General features: G+C 43.4%; 13 protein-coding genes. All 13 read right to left on the bottom strand.

Going from position 1 to position 21,850, the window contains the following annotated elements; genetic code table 11:
* Positions 1-26: 26 nt before the first annotated feature.
* The 13 genes from AC1DV1_RS04635 to AC1DV1_RS04575 all read right to left on the bottom strand — a co-directional run bounded on the left by AC1DV1_RS04635 (position 27) and on the right by AC1DV1_RS04575 (position 21,761).
* Positions 27-989, bottom strand: coding sequence for a hypothetical protein (locus AC1DV1_RS04635; RefSeq protein WP_090653187.1), 963 nt, complete (start codon positions 987-989; stop codon positions 27-29).
* Positions 990-1,024: 35 nt separating this feature from the next.
* Positions 1,025-2,461 carry a serine/threonine protein kinase gene (locus AC1DV1_RS04630; protein WP_477355973.1) on the bottom strand — a complete coding sequence of 479 codons (1,437 nt, stop codon included), beginning with the start codon at positions 2,459-2,461 and terminating at the stop codon, positions 1,025-1,027.
* A gap of 241 nt (positions 2,462-2,702) precedes the next feature.
* Positions 2,703-4,988: a glycoside hydrolase family 20 protein gene (locus AC1DV1_RS04625; RefSeq protein ID WP_477355970.1), complete on the bottom strand. Its 2,286-nt coding sequence runs from the start codon at positions 4,986-4,988 to the stop codon at positions 2,703-2,705.
* A 62-nt stretch (positions 4,989-5,050) separates the two neighbouring features.
* Positions 5,051-5,881, bottom strand: a complete 831-nt coding sequence (locus AC1DV1_RS04620) for an N-acetylmuramoyl-L-alanine amidase family protein (protein ID WP_477355967.1) — start codon at positions 5,879-5,881, stop codon at positions 5,051-5,053.
* On the bottom strand, positions 5,878-6,324 hold the full coding sequence (locus AC1DV1_RS04615) for a Fur family transcriptional regulator (RefSeq protein WP_477355964.1): 447 nt from the start codon (positions 6,322-6,324) through the stop codon (positions 5,878-5,880). Before AC1DV1_RS04615 ends, AC1DV1_RS04620 begins: the two co-directional genes overlap by 4 nt.
* 122 nt (positions 6,325-6,446) lie before the next feature.
* Positions 6,447-8,342 (bottom strand): PAS domain-containing sensor histidine kinase, encoded by a 1,896-nt coding sequence (locus AC1DV1_RS04610; protein WP_477355961.1) that lies wholly within the window; start codon positions 8,340-8,342, stop codon positions 6,447-6,449.
* Between the two features lie 384 nt (positions 8,343-8,726).
* On the bottom strand, positions 8,727-9,806 hold the full coding sequence (locus tag AC1DV1_RS04605) for an LptF/LptG family permease (RefSeq protein WP_477355958.1): 1,080 nt from the start codon (positions 9,804-9,806) through the stop codon (positions 8,727-8,729).
* 446 nt (positions 9,807-10,252) lie between these two features.
* Entirely contained in the window at positions 10,253-11,932 is a 1,680-nt protein-coding gene (locus AC1DV1_RS04600; RefSeq protein ID WP_477355955.1) for an amidohydrolase, read from the bottom strand.
* A gap of 237 nt (positions 11,933-12,169) precedes the next feature.
* Entirely contained in the window at positions 12,170-14,218 is a 2,049-nt protein-coding gene (locus AC1DV1_RS04595; protein WP_477355952.1) for a hypothetical protein, read from the bottom strand.
* 331 nt (positions 14,219-14,549) lie between these two features.
* Positions 14,550-15,887, bottom strand: a complete 1,338-nt coding sequence (locus AC1DV1_RS04590) for a histidine-type phosphatase (protein WP_477355949.1) — start codon at positions 15,885-15,887, stop codon at positions 14,550-14,552.
* Between the two features lie 325 nt (positions 15,888-16,212).
* Positions 16,213-17,595: a hypothetical protein gene (locus AC1DV1_RS04585; RefSeq protein WP_477355946.1), complete on the bottom strand. Its 1,383-nt coding sequence runs from the start codon at positions 17,593-17,595 to the stop codon at positions 16,213-16,215.
* Positions 17,596-17,606: 11 nt separating this feature from the next.
* The gene (locus AC1DV1_RS04580; protein ID WP_477355943.1) at positions 17,607-20,384 is read right to left on the bottom strand and encodes a TonB-dependent receptor; all 2,778 of its coding nucleotides are present in this window, start codon (positions 20,382-20,384) and stop codon (positions 17,607-17,609) included.
* 231 nt (positions 20,385-20,615) lie between these two features.
* Positions 20,616-21,761, bottom strand: a complete 1,146-nt coding sequence (locus tag AC1DV1_RS04575) for a GAF domain-containing protein (RefSeq protein ID WP_477355939.1) — start codon at positions 21,759-21,761, stop codon at positions 20,616-20,618.
* Positions 21,762-21,850 lie beyond the last annotated feature (89 nt).

The following is a 21,850-nucleotide window of genomic DNA, read 5'->3' as shown; positions in this document are numbered from 1 at the left end:
TAAGCCTATTGATAATATTTGTGACATTACGCTTCGGGTTTAAATATGTTGATGCCGATTATACCATTCAGCAATATTTTTGAGTTAAAAGGCAATTCCACCCATTGCGGCGAGTTTACATCACTGCGGGTAATTTCCTGCTCGTTAATCATGGTCAATTCGCCAAATGATGACAGGTAAAGCTTACCATCGGCTTTATTCATTCGGATGCGCAGGTGCGGGGTATTTACCCAATCGCTCGGAATTTTAAATACAGCGGCATCTTCGCGCGTTTCTTCGTTGCCAGATACTACAATATCTTCATTCTTCATCAGGAATTCTACCTTACGACCTACAAACTGCTTATCGGGCATAATTGTATCCAGCCGGGCCAAAACAGTTTGCCCGGGTTTTACCACGTCCTTTTCGTTATAATGCAAGTCATTTGCGTAAGGTAGTTCGTAATATCCCTCGCTGTAATAGGTAAAGCCTTTTAAAATATCATTGCTAATATCCAAAGTTTGAGCAACGCCGGTATGGCGGGGTATAAAGGTTACCCGCAGGTTTTCTTCTTTTTTATTGCTCCCGGGCAACAGTTTGCCTATAAAGCCCTTGTCACCCTTTTTATAATCAGGATGTGATACCAGCCTGAACACCCATTTTGAACTTGATGGTTCAACCTTTTTGCCTACTTCCTGGTGTTCGCGCAGTAGTTCATAAAATTTTTTTACCGATTCATGTACAATGATGCCAAACAAACCCGAACGGTTGTTTATAAACTCCTGATAGTCTTCTTCGTTAAAGCTGATGATGTATTCGTGATAAAAAACAACCCTATCGGCAAATGACAGCTGAGCAACGGATTCTTTAAATTTTTCGATAATGTACAGGTACACATCATCGGGAGTGAGCGTTTTATTTGCTACAGCAGCCACCGCGGCGGCCTTCCCATTCGGCAGAAACCAGTCCTGCAGACCTATTTTTTGCCAAAATGTAGATTTGGATTCCATTAGGTAAATCTTTTTTAGATGTTAATTATCATTAACTAAAAACTCAATTTTGATGTATCAGCGTTTTTTATGCTATCGCGGTAAAACTGCGGGTCGGATTTAGACTTGTGTTTTACGCCACGCAGTATCGAATCTGCCAATGAATCCACCTCGGGCGGAATACTGGCAGCAGGATCATTGTTAACCGGTTGTGTTTCTTCATGTGTATCCCTTTTAACCTGGCTATCTGGTTTGGCCTGGGTACTGCCCTGGCTTAAAGTATCCCTTGGCGGCGTTGTTGATTTAAAAAAGGTGTTGTAAATACCCTTACGATGCTTAATGGCCATAACAGACGAAAAACCGGTTAGGGCAACCAACACCACAATTAAGCTAATAAATAGCGGTTTAGAAATGCGTACCGCATGCTTACCTACAACAACAGGCGTTTCGGTACCAGGGTTTACAACGTGCACGCCCCTGGCGCTTTCGGCCTCCTGGTAGTAAAGTAACAGCCCTTGCAGGCGCTCATTTTCCTTTAACAATACCGAAGCATTCCAGGAATCATCAACATCTGTACTGTTTACTGCGGATATACTGCTATATACCAAAACCTCCTGCAGCTCGATTCCATTGGCATAACGGTTTTCGGGCTCTTTTTCCAGGCATTTGGCAACAATTTTAAGCAGCCATGCGGGCACCTGCATTTCATGCTGTTTCTTTTCGTCGGTCCACCCGGCAGGCAAATTCTTTTTGCGTAGTTCCATCACATCAGGAACTTCCTTTTCCATATGCGACAGCATAACCGCGTTGCGGGAGGTTTCGCCGTTATCGTTAAGCGGGAAAGGCACCTGGCCGGCAATCAATTCATACAGGATAATGCCGTAGCTGTACACATCGGTCTGAAAATACATCAGTCCTTCGTTTTGCTCGGGCGCCATAAATTCAATAGCCCCGGCATGCCTGATGCTGGTGCGCCGCTGATCGTCAGACATAGCCGAAAGGCCAAAATCAAGCAGCACATAGTTACCCGTATGGATATTGAACTTTACATTATTGCTTTTAATATCGCCATGCTTAACCGATACCTTGTGGCAATGCGAGAGCGCATTGGCCAACTGATCGGCCAGTTTAATGATTTCCTTGATGGTAAAAATAGCCTCGTGCGGTGGCTTCAATAAATCCTCCAGGTCGGGGCCATCAATATATTCCATCTCGATAAAAGGAAACGAACCGCTTTCGGTAATACCCGAATTGAGGATTTTGACCACATTGGGATTGGGCTCTTCGTTTACCTTTTTTAGTTTTTCAACCTCGTTCTGAAAATTTCTGAAATTTTTATCGTCGGTACTCTCCGTATGGATTGGGGTGGGTAATAATTTTACCGCTGTAATGATAGGGCCATAGCGCCTGCCTTTATAAACAGAGCCTTGTCCGCCCGTTCGCAAAGCCCCCATATTCTCCAAACCTTCGGTAATTGTAAATACTTTGCTCATTGAGTTATACTTGCAGTGCTGTAAACATAAATAACAATTGATTAAACTTTGTTATTTCAACATAACGCACATGTTGGCGTTTGGTTATAAAAATATGAAAAAAAGTGCGGATGATCGATTTGAAAATTTGAGGATTTGAAAATTTGAAAATGAGGATCGGAAGATGTGCGGATGATTATACATTTGAAAATAACTCCCATCATTTTCAAATCCTCAAATTTTCAAATTCTCAAATAACTCATTAGTTAACAATTATCTCATCCACCAATAACCAGGCCTTAGCACCGGCAATATATTCGCCAGGTGGGATAATGCCTTTGTTGGTACCAATTACCCTGACATAGCGGCCCTGCGTTGGTTTAATATCGGCTTTTACCGTGTTGATACCGTTGGCGGTAAACTCGGTTTGGCGATAAACTTCGGTATAGTTTTTTCCATCTGCCGATACTTCGAACGTAAGCAGTGTTGGCTCCCACATTTTTTGCCAGTGGTATTTTAAAATATTGATACCCAACTGTGATATTTTTTGAACCGAACCCAGATCGACCACGGCATCCAGGTTATTGCCGTTAAAGCCATACCACTGGCCATCATTGTATAATTTGCTGCCAAAAATACCGTTCACCAAACCAAAGGTATTGCCGGGATTATAGGCCACCTGCGGCTGGTTTGCAAGGGTTACGGTTTTACCAATACCTTTGTGAATGGCAAAACTTTTTACGTACACACGCCCGGTTAATTTGCCATTGCCAAACACCGCGGCTTTTATAGTATCCGATTGGGTGATGGTCAAGGCATTGATATACGCTTTACTACCTAAGCCCGGCGTCGATCCATCGGTGGTATAAAATATTTTTCCACCGGGCAAGGTAGTGCTTAAGCTAAGCGACACCTGGTGGTTTGCAGTTTCACTTACATTATCTGTTATCTCATCAAAAGTATTAGCGGCATTAATATTGAGTTTTTTGAACAGTGATTGCTCAAACCGTAACCGCCTCAAAAAGCCATCATAGTCCTTATTTTCCTTAGCCGACCAGGCTACTTCGGCCAAAGCCAGCATCCTGGGGAACAGTTGCCGCTCGGCCCGGGCGGGGCTGGGCAGGTATTCGCTCCAGGCATTGGCTTGCACACCTTTGATGTACCGGGCTTCATCGCCAGATAATTCTTTTGTTAAAGGTTCGTAATTATACACTTTGCTGAGCGGGGTATAGCCGCCGGCTGTTATGGGTTCGCCTGGGTATAACGACTGATAATAGTCCAGGTAAACATATTTTTCGGGCGTCATGATGGCATTGTGATATTGTTTGGCAGCAGCTATGCCACCTTCCTCTCCAGTCCAACTCATTACGGTAGCACCGGGAGTTAAGCCGCCTTCCAGGATCTCGTCCCACCCAATAATCTGCCTGCCTTTGCTGTTCAGGTATTTTTCCATGCGGCCTATGAAATAGCTTTGCAGTTCGTGTTCGTCTTTTAAATACTCATCCTTAATGCGTTTCTGGCATTTGGGGCAGGTTTTCCATTTAGTTTTGGGACATTCATCGCCACCTATATGAATATATTTTGAAGGAAAAAGTGGCAATACTTCGTCGAGAACGTTTTGCAAAAAGGTAAAGGTTTCATCGTTACCGGCACAATATACGTCATCAAAAATACCCCAATATGTAGCCGTTTTATACGGGCCGCCGGTGCAACCCAGTTGCGGGTAAGCTGCCAATGCCGCCAGCGCGTGCCCCGGCATTTCAATTTCCGGTATAATGGTGATGTGCCTGTCTGTCGCATATTTTACAATGGCTTTAACCTCCTGCCGGGTGTAATAACCGCCATACCGTTTGCCATCAAAAAGGTGAGGGATATCGCGCTTGTGGCCTATGATGGTTTCATCCCTATAGGCCGAAATGCTTTGTAAAAGCGGGTATTTTTTTATTTCTATGCGCCAGCCCTGGTCGTCGGTAAGGTGCCAGTGAAAGGTATTTATCTTGTACAGGGCCAGCATATCAATCCACTTTTTGATATCATCGGCAGCAAAAAAGTGGCGGCATACATCCAGGAGCATGCCCCGGTACGCAAAGCGTGGATGATCTTGAATGGTGCAGTTCCCGGCGGTTATTTTTCCGTTAGATGAGCGTAATAGCTGAATAAGCGATTGCAGGCCATAAAATACGCCAGCCTCGTCATGACCGGTTATATTAATTTGCTTTGATGTTACCACCAGTTCATAACCTTCATTATCGGCGACTTTAGAGGAATCGATTTTCAGGATGATAGTGCCTTCGCTTTTCAATTTAAGCTGATAGCCGGCAAGAGATTTAAAATATTGATTGAAAAATATAAGGTTACCTGTTTTGATTCCCGGCCCAATAGTTATACCGGTAGCCGCAGAAAAAGTAAATACCCCACTATTTCTTTCAAACTTATCCGGCTGCGGTATAACGCCCTGCTGTTTAATTTGTGCCGATGAATAACCGGCAATTAATATCAGGCCTAAAGTAGTTAACAGAAATTTGCACGAAGGCATCAGCTTTATCATGAATAGGGATTTGCAGAGCCGAATATAGCTGATTATAGGTATCTGCGCACTAAATATGAAAATTACAGGCTGCCAATGGCTTTGCGGTAGTTGTTAATAGCAGTCACAATAGATTTCACTATAGCATCCTGCCCGCCGGGCGAGTTGAGGTAATCCTCTTCTTCGGGGTTGTTAATAAAACCTGTTTCGATAAGTACGGCAGGCATGGCGCTATGGGCCAATACCAGTACACCCTGCTCCTTCACCCCTTCGCTTGGGCGGCCGTCAAAATCAGTAAATTCGGCATTGAGCAAATCCCCGAAGAGGATACTTTGCTTGCGGTATTTTTGAATATAGGCATTCAGGATAATAGCGTTTGATGGGTCGGTTTCATCATAGCTTTCGTAGTTTTGCTTATAGTCTTTTTCCTGAAAAATGGAGGCGTTTTCACGTACGGCTTCCTCCTGCTCTTTAAGCCTGTGGAAACCATAAACCAACAACAACACTCCCTTACGCTTATGGGCCGAAGCTGCGTTCCCTTCGGGCGACGAGTTGCAGTGGATAGAAACAAACAGGTTGCCATGCGCCTGATTGGCTATGTTTGAGCGTTGATTAAGGGGAATAAACGTATCATCGGTACGGGTCACTAGGCTGGTGATGCCTTTCATGCCGGTATCAATATAAAGTTTCAGTTTTTTGGCGATGGCCAGGGTAACATTTTTTTCAACCGAGTATGATCCGCGGGCGCCAGGGTCTTTACCGCCATGGCCTGCATCAATAATTACCGTTTTAAAGCGGAAGCCGGAGGTAGCCGGAATGGTATCCCTTTGCTGGGCACCGGAGCTAAAACAACAGCACAGGCATAGTCCTAAACCGATGATTACTACTGAAAAAAGCTTTTTAAAACCCCTCATTTTTTTACCGCCTTTTTACTGCATTTGGGACACAAGCCGGTTGCGTATAATGTAAAGCCCTGTGGTTCAAAACCGGGGGGCAGGGTTATGGCCGGCAGGTGCAAATCATCAAGGCAGTATACGTTTTTGCATTGGGTGCAATTGAAATGTAGATGCTCGTCATGGTGATGGCCTTCATTGCAGCTGGATGAGCATAGCGCGTAGTTGGCTGTGCCGTTTAAATCAAACACCTTGTGGATAATGCCTTTTTCTTCAAAAGCATTCAGGATGCGGTATAGGGTAACGCGGTCAATATCATTCATAACACTCTCCAGATCAGGCTGCGAGGTGGCTGCGCTGCGTGCCGACATCATGGACAGTACCCGGAGCCGTGGGGCAGTTTTTTTTAAATGGTGCCTGTTCAGCAGGTCCTCGAAGTGAAAGTTGTTACGGGCTGGTTCCATTTAAGTTTTACCGGGGGTGTATACGTGCAAATATATACAACGTTGCATTAAGGATGAAATTATACCCGCCTCCCTGTTATGCATGTGTTTGCCCAAAACTACCTTTCAATATTTATCGCGCCTCAAACATCCGGCTTGGTAACCGGAAATTCCAAAATAATCTCGGTCCCCTGAGTTAGTTTACTTTTTACATTTATACTGCCACCTAAGGCCTCAACCTGGGTTTTAACCATAAAAAGCCCCACACCCTTGCCTTCCATGGTTGTATCAAAACGTTTGTACAAGCCAAACAGGTTAGCAGCGTTCTTGTCAAGATCAATGCCTTTGCCATTATCTTTAAAAGTAAGCCTTATTTTATCATTTTGCCGATGGCTTTCAATATGAATAAGCGGTGCGGTACCTGCCCGGCGATATTTGATACTGTTTGAAATAATATTATAAAAAATACTGTAAAGAAAGCCCCGTACAGTAAACATGGCATCTATTTCATCAAACGCGCATTCAAAAGAGGCATTTTCGCCGGTGATGATATATTGCATATCGGCTTTAACATCATTCACGAGGTCATTAAAAACCACCAGGTCTTTTTGCTCATTTACCACCTTGCGGGTTTGCAAAATATGGTTCAGATCCTTAATAACTGTATCAATGTCTTTTGCCGATTGCCCGGCTTTTTCAAGCACCTCGTGCAGTTCACTCAACGTTTCATCTTTTTCGTCAATCAGGTACGATAGGCCTATTATATTGGCCACGGGTGCCCGCAGATTATGCGATATGATATAGGTAAACTGCTCCAGGTCTTTATTTTGCCGAATCAAATCGGCCGTTATCTTTTCGCGTTCAAGCGCGGCAATTTTATGCCCGGTAATGTTTTTGTTGGCCACCACAAAACCACAAGGGGTATGCTCGCTGTTTTTTACAACAAACCATTGTATGTGATACCATTCTACACTGCCATCTTTTTTTGGATAACTTAATTCATATTCAGCGCTTCCGTCCCTGACTACTTTATCCAGCATTTCTTCCATAAAGCCCATTCTTTCTGCCGGGAAATAATTCTTCATGGCCAGGCCCGTCTTCAGCGTTTTGTTAGCGCGTCCTTCAGAATATATTTGCGCCTGTGTGTTAAAAGAGATGATATTCAGCTCATCATCAAACAGCACGTAAGCTATATCTGTGTTATCAAAAATAGCGCGCAGGTTTGCCTCTGATTTTTGCAGCGCTTCCTGATCCTGTTTACTTTGGGTAATATCTGTTACCATGGCAAGGGCTCCCCTGTACCTCCCCGTTTTATCAAAAATTGGGTTGGCCGATATATTTGCCCAAACATCCTCGCCGTTCTTTTTTACGTACCTGATATTTAAATTTTCTTTGGCCCCGTTCCTGCGCCTTTCCATACATGCTATGGCGTAGGCCTTACCTTCTTCATCCATAAAATCGTAAAGCTCTTTTCCCAGCATTTCTTCTGCGGAGTAGCCCAAAATTTCGCCTATTTTGATGTTTACAAAATTGGTCTTTTCGTTTTCATCAATTGTCCAGATGCCTTCCTGCGCCGTTTCAACAATTTGCCGGTACAGTTCCTCGCTTAACCTAAGGGTTTCCTTTTCGGCTTTGCCCGATGTAATATCCCTGATAATCCCTTCGGCCTTTGCCAAATGCCCGGTATAATCCATTATGGGGATCGTTTTTTTCTCTACCCAGCGTATCGTTCCGTCTTTGTGGATAATACGGAACTGGTTACTAACCCGCTCGCCCCGCTCTAAGCTTCTATGCTCGTTAACAGCAATATCTTTATCCTCCGGGTGAATCATATCAAACAATAACCAGCTGCCTGTAATAAAATCCTCAGGTTTATAACCACATAGCTTTTCGCACCCCTCCGACATTTGCAATACCTGCATGCTTACCATATCCACAGCAAAGAAAACTTCGTCCATGGCATTAAAAAATGCCATCAAATTATCATGGGTACCTTCCTGTGTTTGCATATTTACGGCTATAGGTTTATTTGGTAACATGAAAGTACCAAGTTTGATTTAAAAAAAACAAAGCATATAGCACGGGGCTGCTAAAAATGCCATTCTCCAGTTAGTTAATGTTAAACCGCGCTGCTTGTACTTAAAAAACTCCCGAGGCTATTAAAGACAAGTTGCATGTTATTTAATAACACCACGGTTTGTTAGCCATAATAGCGAATGTAATATACGCAATTGCAAAACTTATATAATAGCTATTTTAAAATAGATAACTATCGCGACGAAGGGGAAACAATCCACATAAACAATTGATTATAAACACAATAAACACCCGCAACAGCGCAATTATTTTTTTTATTGCTAAAAAACAAATTTTAGTTAACAATTTGGCAATCAAGATAATATTGAATTACTAACTGCAACAGGTTATTTGGGTGCTTTAAAAATTAAATAACAGCCAAGCAACCCAAATAAAACATTAGGCAACATGACAACTATTGCCGGAGGAAAGCCCCCTTTGATTGAAAATGTGATGGCAAATTTTTCGACTATAATATAGGCAAAACAAAGCAAAATGCCCGCTCCCAACGGGAGGCCCACACCGCCGCGCACCTTGCGCGAGGATAAGGCCACACCCAAAACCGTTAAAACATAAGCAGATAAAGGGTACACAAAACGATGGTACATTTCGTAATACAAGTTGTTTAAAACTTCTGGGCGGCGTAATTTCTCTTTGCCGATGTTTTTATTGAGCTCCTGTAATGACATCGCGCTATATACATTATCATACAAAATAAAATCGGTCGGGTGCATGTCAAGGATGGTATCTTTTGGGGTATTGCTGCTTATAAATTGCTCGCGCAGGCCATTCACATATTTAACCGAGTAGTTTTTTAGTGACCATACCCCTTTTACCGAATCATAGGCAGCTGTTTGTGCCACGAGTTTCTGAAGCAAAGTATCACCGTTAAATTTTTCCATAATAAACAGGTCGCCGGTGTGTTTGGCTTCGTTATAACTTTGCATGTACACAAAAGTGTGTTTATCTATCTGCATATGTACGCCACTTTTGGCCGGGTCGTTATCCGTCATTCCGTTGGCATTTTCAAAATTGTTTTTTAAGCGGTTGGTATAGGGTATCAGGTATACATTGGCGAAAAACGAAATGATAAATATAATGGTAGCGGCCATAAAATAAGGTCGCAAAAAGCGGTTAAAGCTCACCTTGCCGCTTAAAATGGGCACTATTTCTGTTTGGTTGGCCATTTTTGCCGTAAAGAATATAACGGCCAGGAAATTAATTAACGGTGATAATAGATTCAGGTAATAAGGGATAAACCCGGCATAATAATGGAATACGATATCATGAAGCGACGCATGTTTGGCCGTGAAATTATCCAGCTTCTCTGATACATCAAAAACAACGGATATCACCATGAAAATGCCCAGGGTAAATAAAAAAGTACCCAGGTATTTGCCGACAATAAACTTGTCGATAATTTTCAACTGCCGGCCCATAAATGCCATCCCTTAGCTCAATAGCGTTATGGTGCCGGAGCGGATATTACAAATGGGGTAATGATGATATGCCATTAGTTAAATTGCTGATAAAGGTATTGCCCCTATTAACGCAATTTTTAGTTTGATAATATAAGGTTTAGGAAATTTGATTATAAAGGGGCAATAAACCACAAATCCGTGATTATAATTTGAGCTTTATATTGAAAGGAAGGCCCCCGGCATTTCAATTAAAGGCACGCGCTATTTCATCGCCATTAAAAACGCCGCCGCGTCATCGCCCGTTTTGTAATCCAAACTGGCAAGCCTGGCCATATACAGTTGGCGAACATTGACCCTTTTGTAATATGGAAAATCCGTTTTTAACCCGTAATGTGTGCCTCTTTTTCGTTCAGCAGAATTTTGACCAGGTAATTTGCCGATCCTTTAAAAGGCTATCTTTTTCCTGTCGCCCGGTAAACTATACGCCCTCCAACCATTGTCATATTCACTTTGATATTACGTATTTTATCAGGATTGATGGTTGTTGGGTCGGCATCCAGCACCACCATATCGGCAAACCGGCCCGGAAGTAATGATCCTTTTTTGTTTTCTTCAAAAGTAGTATAAGCACCACCATAGGTGTAGGCTTTAATGGCATCCTCGGCATCAATGCATTGGTTGGCGCCAATTACAACGCCCTCTTTTGTTTTGCGGGTAACAGCGCTGCCCAGCCGCAGCATAGCCGGGTAAGCAGATATTGGCGCATCCGAATGCAAGGCATACACAATACCCATATCCTGGGCTGTTTTGGTAGGGTGCAGCATTTTAAGCCTTTCGGGGCCGTAAACCAGCATCTTCTCGCCCAGTTCATACATGTAGCAATGAAAAACCGGGATAATACCATCGTTCTTAATATGGTCAAGTATATTTTGGTTGGTGATGCTGCAATGCTCAATACGATGGCGGGCATCGGTACGCGGGTGCAATTTCTGAGCCTTTTCAATGGCTGCTATCACCATGTCAATTTCGCGGTCGCCGTTGGAGTGGCAGGCTATCTGCCAGCCAAAGCTGTGAATTTTCAAGAACAGGCTATCAAGCGCGGCCTGGCTGCGGGCCGGCGGGATACCGTAGTAATCCTTTTTGCCGGTAAGCGGGTTAATCATGTCATACGGTTCATACAACCAGCAGGTTTTACCGCTTAAAGAGTTCCCTTGTATCACCTTGATGGTGTTGATGCGTAAATAATCGGAATGCAGCTGCGTTATTTTACCATTCAAAACCTGGTCAAGGTAATCAACCCCGATGATGAGGTTAAAACGCATCGGGAATTTTTCGGCCACCAGTTTGTTGTAGGTAACCACCTTTTCGGGGGTTGTCCAGGCATCCCCTATACTGGTTACGCCGCTGGCCAGCACCTGGTTAAAGTAAAGACGGTAACCTGCCATTTCCTGCGCCGGCGTAGGCTTAGGCGGATAGGTGATATTTTTTGCCCGGCGGAGGTAGCCCGCGGCTAGCTCTTTACAAATACCATCGGGTTTATTGGTGCCCGGGTAGCGCTCAAACAGGCCGCCTGCCGGGTCTTTAGTGGCTTCATTAATACCAGCATGCTCCACCAGGTATGAATTAGCTGCCGACATGTGGCCGCTTACATGGCTTATTAAAATGGGGTGCATGCTACTGGCCTTATCCAGGCTATCGCGAATGGGCTGCCCGCCAAGCTTGGTTTCGTTATAGCCAACGCCCCGTATCAGCATCCCCTTTGGGGTAATGGCAGCCTTGCGTTTAAGCAGGGCGATGAGATTTTTCATCGAACTTACCGTATCCAGCCGGAGCACTGCGTAAGGTTCCTTAAATTCATATACAGGTGCCGGGTGCTGGTGCACATCATTAAAGCCAGGCATTACAGTTTTACCATGTAAAGCAATAACGCGGGTAGCCTTGCCTATATATTTAGATACGTGTTTATCGGTGCCTGCAGCCAGTATTTTCCCATTTTTTATGGCGATAGATTGGGCACGGTCGCCCTTATGTTTAAGGGTGATAATATTGCCGCCGGTAAGCACAAGTTCGGCCTGTTGGGCATGCAGGGTATACGACAACAATAAAAAAGAAAATACGATAAGCTTTTTCATAATGGATGTGAAAATGCTTATCGTATGTTACTGTCGTGTTGGGTAATTATTAACTTATTGATATAAAATGGCTTAGCAGGGGTATGAAGTAACCAAATGAAGTATATCAACCCATTCACTTTCCAATTGCACAGCTTTCGAGGTGATACCCTCGGGGAGACCATAACTTGGCCAGCGGCCACAAACGTAAAGTATTGCTGCCAGCAAAGCCAATTCGCACCTATATGCTACAATTAATTATTTAAAACGTTCAATCCCCTTTAATACGTTCTCTAAGCCTGGTTTTATACCCGTGCCCGTTATCTTGAAAGATGTTAGAACAAATTGATTAAAGCCGCCATAAAACTCCAGTTCCAAGGCAGTAGCGTTAAGCTTGGTTATTTTGGCATATTGCCGCCAGGTGTTGTTGCTATTAAGTTCGAGCCAGCCATTTAAAACACGATAACTACCGAAGCTAACGTTTGTTGGGCCCGATGATTGATACTCGGAAACGTAGGGCGTACCTTTACTGCACGCAGTAGATAATTTACCAATATCGGTGCTTACAATTGCGTTTCCATTTGCAGTTCTGGTTAAAACATCTGTGAAAGTATATTTCTGCTCAGCCAAATAATCTGCTACATAACTCCAGCTTGAACAGCTTATAACACCATTACTGTTTTTAAATACATAGTAAATATCTTTTACGTTGCAGGAGTTGCCAATTATATTACAGCTTTGTTGTTTTGTATCTGGATCAATAGCATAGTCTTCATAAGCTGTCCAAACCTTGGCTTTTAACAGGGCAACGGAATCAATGGTAGGAGTGTAGGTAGCTGACTGAGTTTTTGATACATTATTGTTTAGGGCCGCCTGGTTATATGTGATTTTGAATGTGAAATTAGTAATTGTCTTTATGTTTTTATTAGGATTTGATGCTGTTATCTTTAATCCTTTTGTATCGTTTATCGCTGTTAATGAAATATCAGGATTACTCACTTCAGAAATAGTTACATATTTGTTATTCGCCAAAATTATTTTTTCTGCGGCTGTAGTTTTAACCATTGTTGGATGTACTATAGTTGCTTGAGTAACTTTTTGAAAATAAGTACCAAAGCGATTTTTTAGATCATCAAATTTAGCTTTAAACATTTTTTCATCATCCTGCAAAGCTGTGGCCTGAGTTATAAAACTGCCGAGTAACGGATCATTTAAATCGGATTGCTGTATAGTTCTGAAATTGCCATTAAGATTTAACCAAACATTTTTGTTATTGCTAAGTGCAAGAACACTGGTTGTACCCCTTGTTGAAATAGATGCAGTATTTATAACAGGGGCTTTTATAGTATTTAATAAAAAATCCGGTGCAAAGTCTTTTATTTTAATGTAACTGTCAAGCAAATTACCTTCTTCGTTTAAAGCCGCCTTTACCGCCATTTTGAAAAGCACAGCCGAAACAACCACCGGAAAAACCAAAGCTAGCGAAGGAGCAGCTATCATTGCGCCTATTGCATAAGCAAATGTAGCTGTGCTTGCTGTGGCAATAATTACTTTAGTAGAGAATATTCTACCTAATGTAAAGCCCTGGCTGCCAATTTCTGTATTCCCAATTTCGTTGACGTTCAATTTATCAGCAATCAAAGCATTTACAGACTGTTTTACGCTAAAGCCCCTATAATCAGGATCAATAGATCCGGCGCTTTTAAAAGTTGCAGGGTTTAAATTACTATTTTGTATCATGTATGCAATTGACAACTTTTCGGCTGGTGTAGCCGATTGTAAGTTTGTACTAAATTGTACCATCAACTGCTTTATAAATGCGAAATCGTCGTCAACCGTCGTATTGGGCCGTGATTGTTGTTGTAAAGTATCAATAATGGCGTTGACATTATTTTTAAACATATCAATTGTTGCATTCGGGTCCGAAATGCTCTTGTAAGTATCAACTATCGCTTTGGTGGTATACGGCTGATCGCCAAGTTTAAAACTAACATCATAGCTTCCAGACGAAATTACAGGCAACAGTAGCGACAGTTGCTTGTCACCTGTTTTATATAATACAACCGTAGATGTACCTATTTTTGCCATTATCGTATCCTTAGTTATCGATTCGGGCGTGTTATAAGTAATTATTTTACCCGGCCCGCCATGTGCCGAGGTATCGGGAATAAGTGTAACCGGATTTTTAGGAACTATAACCACCGGTGGCGGCGTTACCACAACCGGCGTGGCTGGTTTATTTTCTTTTTTACACGAGCCGGCAATAACTATTGTTATTGCCAAAATGAACAGTATGTTCCGTTTCATATTGTGATTGGTTTATGGCAACAAAATAAGTTCAATTTATGACCATGTAAATACCCACTTCCAAGTAATTTTCAGATTATTGACACTGCCTGCCACTAAGGGCCAAAGCAAATCAATAACCGCCTAATACTATAGCTTGTCTGGTCTTTGGCGAGGCAATAGTAAATGCCGGCTTGATCATAGTTTTATCATAAAACCGTTTTATTTGGTGCGAAGATCGCCTGAAGTCTAAGAAAAAATAAGCAATTCACTTTGCAGTTGAATCTTGGCTCGAAAAGCCTCTCAACTTAATGGCTATCTGGCATAGGCCCTATGGAGATAGTAAAAACAGCTATTTCACCTCCTTTAAAAACGCTGCCGCGTCATCGCCCAATTTATAATTAAGCTTGGCAAGCCTGGCCATATACAATTGGCGAACATCGGCCCATTTGTAGTACGGAAACCCGGTTTTTAACCCGGTAATATGCGCCTCTTTTTCGTTCAGCAGGATCTTTACCAGGTAATTTGCCGATCCGTTCTTTTTATAAAACACCCACTGGATATTTGAGCTTAAAGGGGCCACGTTCGAAGCTTGCCACGCGGCATCAAATTGGTTGATATTTGGCGACACCTTGTCGGCTCCCACAATGCCCAGCAGTGCGGCAAATGGCGAAATAGTTTCGGCATGGGCAAAGCGGAGGTTGGCGTTGGTTACCCCGGTTTTTATGAAATCGTCGCTGGTGGTTATAAAATTGGCCAATAAAGGCGCTGCTATAATTACCTGTATGCCATTGGGTTTTACACCAGGGCCTTTCACCAAAAAATCTTCAACGGCATCGGTGCGGCCTAAAGCCTTTAGCTCGTCGCAGGTAAAAAAGCTTGTAAAATCAAGATCCTTTGGATCGATGCCTTTTTGGCTGATTTCCTCCTTTAACGAATATACTATAGTTGCAAAACCCCAGATATCGCTCACTACTTTTTCCGCCCACTTTTTATCCTGTGTTTTCAGAAAGTCCGACTTAAAAAGTCGTGAAGTGATGTTTTTGTTAATCTCGTCAATGTGCTCTGCCTGGGCGATAATTACTTTGTACTTTTCCCAATCGTCCCCGTCTTTATAAGCTGTGTACGCCGGCGATTCGTCATAAAAACGCAGGTTCAAATCATCATTAGCCTCGGTTATTTGTGCCGAATCTTTAAAGCCGGCTCTCAGCCCCGATAAAAAGGCGTCGGCACTTTGTTTGGTGCGTACTTCTTTGGTGATGGTAACATTCAAATTGGGGTGGCTGTCAAATACGTTGCTGTAGTTTCGATACATTCTGTCGCCTATCTCCTTCAACTCAGCACGGCCTTCGGCTGATATGGATTTGGTGCTGCCTTTCTCTACCTTTTGCAGGTTGAGTACCATTTGCTTAAGCTGCCGGCCTTTTTCGATGAGCATGCCCGCGCTATCGGCCTTTAACAAAATAGTGTATATGGCGGTGGTATTTACATCCTTAGTTAAATGCCTTGCACCGTGCCTGCCTACATGGTTAATAAACACCGGCTGGTAACCCTTAGGCACCGGCGTATATTTTGCCAATGGTGCTTTGTACAAAGTTTTAGTACCTAAAAAAGCGGTACCACAATCCTGGGCATGGACGTTTAAAGCAGATGCTGTTAGGAACAGGAGGTATAAGAGGGCTTTTTTCATGGGTTGAAAGGATATCGTATAAAAAACATCATAAATGGGCTGTCATGCTGAGCCCCGTCGAAGCATAGCGGGCAAAGGCCTCTCCGCGCGACCCTTCGACAGGCTCAGGGTGACAGGCCCACGAACTTCGAAAATAGGACATGTCATGGGTAGCCTGTCGAAGTATGGCGTGGCGAGGGCCTCTCCACGCGTCCTTCGACAGGCTCAGGATGACAGGCCAACGTTCTTCGTGTTTCGACGACAAAATCGCATAAAAATATCAATTTAAACATACAAGGATCCGTTTTCCAACTGATCCTTGCAAATGAACAGGGGTAAAATATTATTAATGCTGGTTACCGCTAAAATCATTTTGATAGGCACCTGCGTCTTTACCCGGCGGCGTAATATCCGTTCCGTAAGTACCTGTTGCAGTTACCGCGTGCATGGGGGTAAAATCAGTTTTGCCGGCGTTAAGGCCTTTTGACGTTGGTTTTAACCTGAAGTTTGATGTACCAACCATCACAGCAGCGGGTGTTTGCAATGATACAGTCATTGGGCCGGGGTTAGCGGTATAATCAAATGCGGTTAAATCATAACCATAAAATGCAGGGTCATTATCTTTTGGCGTGGTTGAATGTATATCGGCCGACTGGAAAGTTGATACGCCATCTGCCGCGTTAAACAAATCCACAATCTTTTGGGTTGAGCCGTAGTAGTATTGGTTATTGTACTTAATGTTGGTTAAATCAGCATCGCTGGTTAAGCGTAAACCAAAACGGCAGTTGGCAATAATATTATTGTAAACTGTACCACGGGCTGCCTTTTCAAAATTGATAGAGCCGCCACGGCCTGATTTTGTTTGCCTGAAACCGCAGTTAACCATGGTATTATTATACATGTTAACATTGGTTTGCGTGCCCGAGCTACCTGCATCAGATGCTTTTAGCGCATTGGTTGCCGCGCCTATCATGAAGTTATAGGCCAGATCGCCAACGGTACCGCTTTTCATGTTAAAGAACTCGCCACCCGATTGGCCGCAAAGCTCGAAGGTATTACGCATAACACTAATCTTGCCGCCCGATACCCGGATGGCATCGTCCTTGGCGCCAAATATCCACGAATCTTCTAAAATGAAGTTCCTGTTAATGTTTTGAAAAAAGATGATATACCTTGGGTCGCCACTGGCGTAAATACCGCTTTCGTTACCGCTTGCCGGGCCGCCGGCAAATTCAAGGTGCGTCCATTTAATAATCAGGTCGCCGCCTGGTGTAGTACTTTTTGACGAAGGATCGGGCCAGCAAACTATGCCTCCCCAATATCCTTTAAAAACATTGGTATAGTTTTGTGCAGCGGCTTCGGTATGGTAAGTATCTGCATTTTGTACGGTGATGTAGTTGGGTTTATCTTTTGTACCCAGGCTGATAAAAGTGCCGTGCATAATAATCTCAGGCGCTGTTTGGTAGGTTTTGCCATCGCCAATAGCTATCAGCTTTACACCGGCTTCCATTTGCAGGGTATCGCCCTCGTTTACGGTGATATCTGTTTTAAAATAATAGGTTTTGCCGCTAAGCATGGTGCCTTTAACAGCGCCCTTAAGGGTATCGGAAGTAATACCGTTACTTACCTGGTGCAATGGCGGCGAAATAATTGCCAGTTCGGCTTTATGACATGCGCTTAAGGCCAATGAGGCAAGGCATGCAAAAAATATTCTGTTTAAGCTTTTCATCTTTAATATCATTATAATTTATACCGTAAACCAAGTATGTAATATTGCTTGTACAAATCTTTACGCACAGCTGTGTTCTCGCCCGCTTTTTGCAGTTCAACATTTACCGCGTCTGTTGGGTAAGGCCTTCTTATCTCCAGCTCGTAAGGTGTATTTAACAGGTTGGTTGCTTTAACGTAGAGGTAAAGGTTACCAAACAAACGTTTATCGGCCGATAGATCAAGCGTGGTGAAACCTTTTTGCCAGATATCATTATCCAGGTAAGGCGAAACTGTGTTTAACCTTGCACCGGTATATACAAATGATAGCTGCGCATTTAACCCGTTTTTGATGCTTCTGTACAATAACGACAGGTTGCCGATATTTTTAGACTGACCTTGTAACGAGCGGGTTTGCTGTACCGTGCGGTGCGTTACCTGGCCCTGGTCGTTACGGTAATCCTCTTCTTTATCGGTAGTTATTTTTGAATTGGTGTAGGTATAGTTGGCACGGATACCAAAGCTTCTGAAATATTTGGTATAATCAACCTCAAAACCATAGTTATGGGCATTGCCAAAGTTCTCGGGCTTCAATACGTAGCTTGTTTGGTTTTTTTCAATAGCATATTCAACCGGGTTGTTTATCGATTTGTAAAACACCCCAACCAACAACTGGTCAAGCGCTTTCGGGAAAAGCTCATACCGTAAATCGAAGTTTTCGGCGGTGATGCGTTTCAGGTTTGGATTGCCTAACTCATCATACAATGCATCCGGGTCGCCGGCGGTATGCGGCACCAGCTCATAAAAGTTTGGGCGGCTGATGGCTGAGTAGTATGACAACCGCAGATCCTGTTTATCATTAAACTGGTATTTAAAGTTCAGGCTTGGTAAAAAGTCATAATATTTAATTGTACCTGTCTTGCCTTCAACCGACACATCGGCCTGGGTATTCCATGCCTGGCTGGTATGTTCATACCTTAAGCCGGCAATGGTTAATAATTTACCGGCAGTAAATTTAACCTGGCCATACCCGGCGCCAACTTTTTCGGTAAAATCATAGTTAAGCGCATTGGTAGGCGTGCCCTGGGTATTGAACAGATCGAACGTGTTTAAATCAACATTGCCGTTAAATGTTTGGGCGGTATTGGCAGCACCCGGCCTCAGGTCATACTCATCAAAACTACTGTGCCTTGTTTTATCGCGGTACATACCACCGGCGCTCAACTCAACTTTAGTATCAAACAAGGTTGGCGTATAAATAAAGTTCAGGAAACCGGTTTTATCTTCATCAGAGTTTTTAGCAAATGTGCGGCTTTGTGCCTTATTGGCGTCAAAAGTGAATGGCGCCTGCACTATACTGCCGTCCGACTGAATATTTCGGCCCGTATTCAGGTTAAGTTCGGCCCTATCCGGCTCGTTGGCGGTAGCTTTTGAGTAAACAGCCGTCCAGTTGATGCTAAAATTATCGTTCAGCCTATGATCTCCATGTAAATTGCCGTTTCTGATGGTTTGTACAGTCCTGTCGCTGCGGTAGGTTTGGCCCACCCGGCCGGTACCTATACCTGCGCGGCCAAGTTCTAAACTGGTATCCGAGCTAAACCTGTAGGTGTTTTGTGCAAGATTGATATAATCCAGGTCGAGCGTGATTTTATTGGCATTGTTAATACGGTAATCAAACTTGGTAATAATACCGGTACGCTGTTGTTGAATGTTATAATTACGTTTTTCAATATCGGTAACCAGCGGTTGGTTGTTTGCGGGGTTAACCTCGGTGCTAAAAAATGTACTATTTGTTTGCCTGTAGGTATTTTGGTAGCTTAATGATACCAGCGCACCAAACTTTTTATTGCCGCTACGGCCGCCTATGCTTAAACCCGCTATAGTAGCCAAAGGCACTTTGTTTTCGCTGTAGTGAAAGGGGGCGGTTGTAAAATCGGCACCAGTAGCTATACGGCCATCGGCACGTGGCGAGGTTTGTAAACTACCACTACGGTCAAACTTGGTAAACCCTTTGTTAAAAAAGTTGGCCGCCAAACCAGTACCTAAGTTGGCACGAACGGTGAAATCATCCGGTGCATCTTTTAATACCAGGTTTATGGCACCGCCAATAGCATCGCCTTCCATATTGGCCGTAAGCGATTTGGAAACCTCTAAACGGTCAACAATATCTGCCGGAAAAATATCAAGCGGCACATAACGGTTTTTATTGTCGGGACTGGGAATTTTAACGCCATTTACAAGCGTATACTGGTAGCGCGCATCCATACCGCGTATAATGGCATATTGTGCCTCGCCATTGGTGCTGCGATCAACAGATACGCCCGATACGCGCTGGGTAACATTGGCAATGGTAATATCGGGCGATGCTTCGATAGTTCGCGCCGATACCACGTTTAACAAAGCCGGCGACCTGCGCTGGGCATTGGTGGCCGATTGATCGGTAGCTTTATCGGCCCGGCCGGATATGGCTACTTCGCTCAGGGCATGTTCCTTTGTTTTTAAGGATAATTTAACGTTGGCAACAGCGCCATCCTGTACGGTTACGTCGGTTTCATCTTCTTCAAAGGAAATGTAATTGGCCTCAACCTCGTACTTGCCGGCGGGTACATTTTTAAATACGAAGCTGCCATCAAGACCAACACCGGTTGATGCTTTGAAGCTTTTATCTTTGCTTGTTAATTTAACGGTAGCGCCAATCAGGGGTTCGCCTGTTTTTCTATCGGTAACGGTTCCTTTAATTGTACCACTGGCAAAAACAAAACTGCTGATGACAAACTGGAAAATAATTAACAGGGGTAGGAGTTTCTTCATTATCATGGGGATTAAAAATCCCTGCAAAGAAACCCCGGCGGTTTAATGATTAAATAAACGCAACGTTAACATATTGTTAAGCAAGGTTAAAAAACCAACAATAAATAACTTTTTACGTAACAAACCTGTTTCAATGACATAAACTACAAAGTTGCTACAGAATTGTTTACTATAAAACCTGCTCCTGTTTTGTGCAAAAATCGATCTGCAAATGATAATTAAATTGCTTATTTATGAGGTATAAACATCCTCCCTGCCCGACAATACCAGTTCGTCTATCCCGCTGATCACCTCCCGTATTTTATCATCAAACCTGAGTACTGCGGTTTCAAGAAGGTTATAGTATTCGCGGGGTGCATTAAAATCCTCTGATTTGATGAGCTCAATCATCCCCATTATTGTCGTAAGCGGCGCCCTGAACTCGTGTGCTTGCAAATGGGCTATTTTTAATAGTGAGCGGTTTTGGTCAATGATCCTTATTTCCTTAACCTTACGGTCGCTTACATCGCGGATGATGTAGGATATGCCTATAATTTCGTTGGCTGCATCCCTGGCTGTTTCAAACGACGCCTCCCAATATATCACGCCGTGCTGCCCGTAGTCGGTTGTACCTTCTTCAAAAACATTTTGCCCGGCCAGTGCGGTTTTAAAGCCCTCAATAAACCTGGTTACAAAATCGGGGGCTATGAATTTTATAAACATGGCGCCTTTTACCAGGTGCTCCCGGTGCATTTTTTCAATAAAGTTGTAGGCTACTTTATTAAAATCCACAACTTCGGCATTTTTATTCAACAGGATATGAAAGTTTGGTGCACTTTCAAAAAAAGACCGCTGCGATATTTCTGCACTTCTTAAAATTTTCCTTTGGGCCTCAAATTCCAGCTTGCTTTTATTCAGCATCTCAACGGCTATCCGCAGCTCCATTAAATTCATTGCTTGTTTGGATAACATTTGCAGCATCAGTATTTGCTGTTTGGTAAGGTTAAAGGGTTGCAAGTGCACTACACACAAGCTGCCTATCCTTTGTCCATGGCTGGTTATCAGCGGTGCGCCGGCGTAAAACCTGATGCCGGGTTGCCCGGTTACAAGGGGGTTATCGGCAAAGCGCAGGTCGGTAGTTGCATCCGGCACCACCATTACCTCATCGCTTTGAATGGTGTGGGTACAAAATGAAATCCCGCGCGGCATTTGGGGGATATCAATCCCATTACGAATTTTAAGCCATTGGGTATCCCTATCCAACAGGGTAAGCAGTGCAATGGGTGCATCACAGGTTTCAGATGCCATTTGTAAAAGTACCTGGAACTCTTCATCTGTCTCCAGGTCCAGGTTCTTAAAACGCTCAACAGCTTTTAAACGAATTTCGTCATCAATCATAGCACCGTGTAAATTTGTTTAATCCCTAACGTTATACCAATTAGTACCGTACCACGACGAGCAATTGCTAATAATACGAATTTTCGCCG

This window comes from Mucilaginibacter sp. P4_D1, from assembly GCF_056401935.1.
This window is presented reverse-complemented; position numbering and strand designations above follow the sequence as displayed.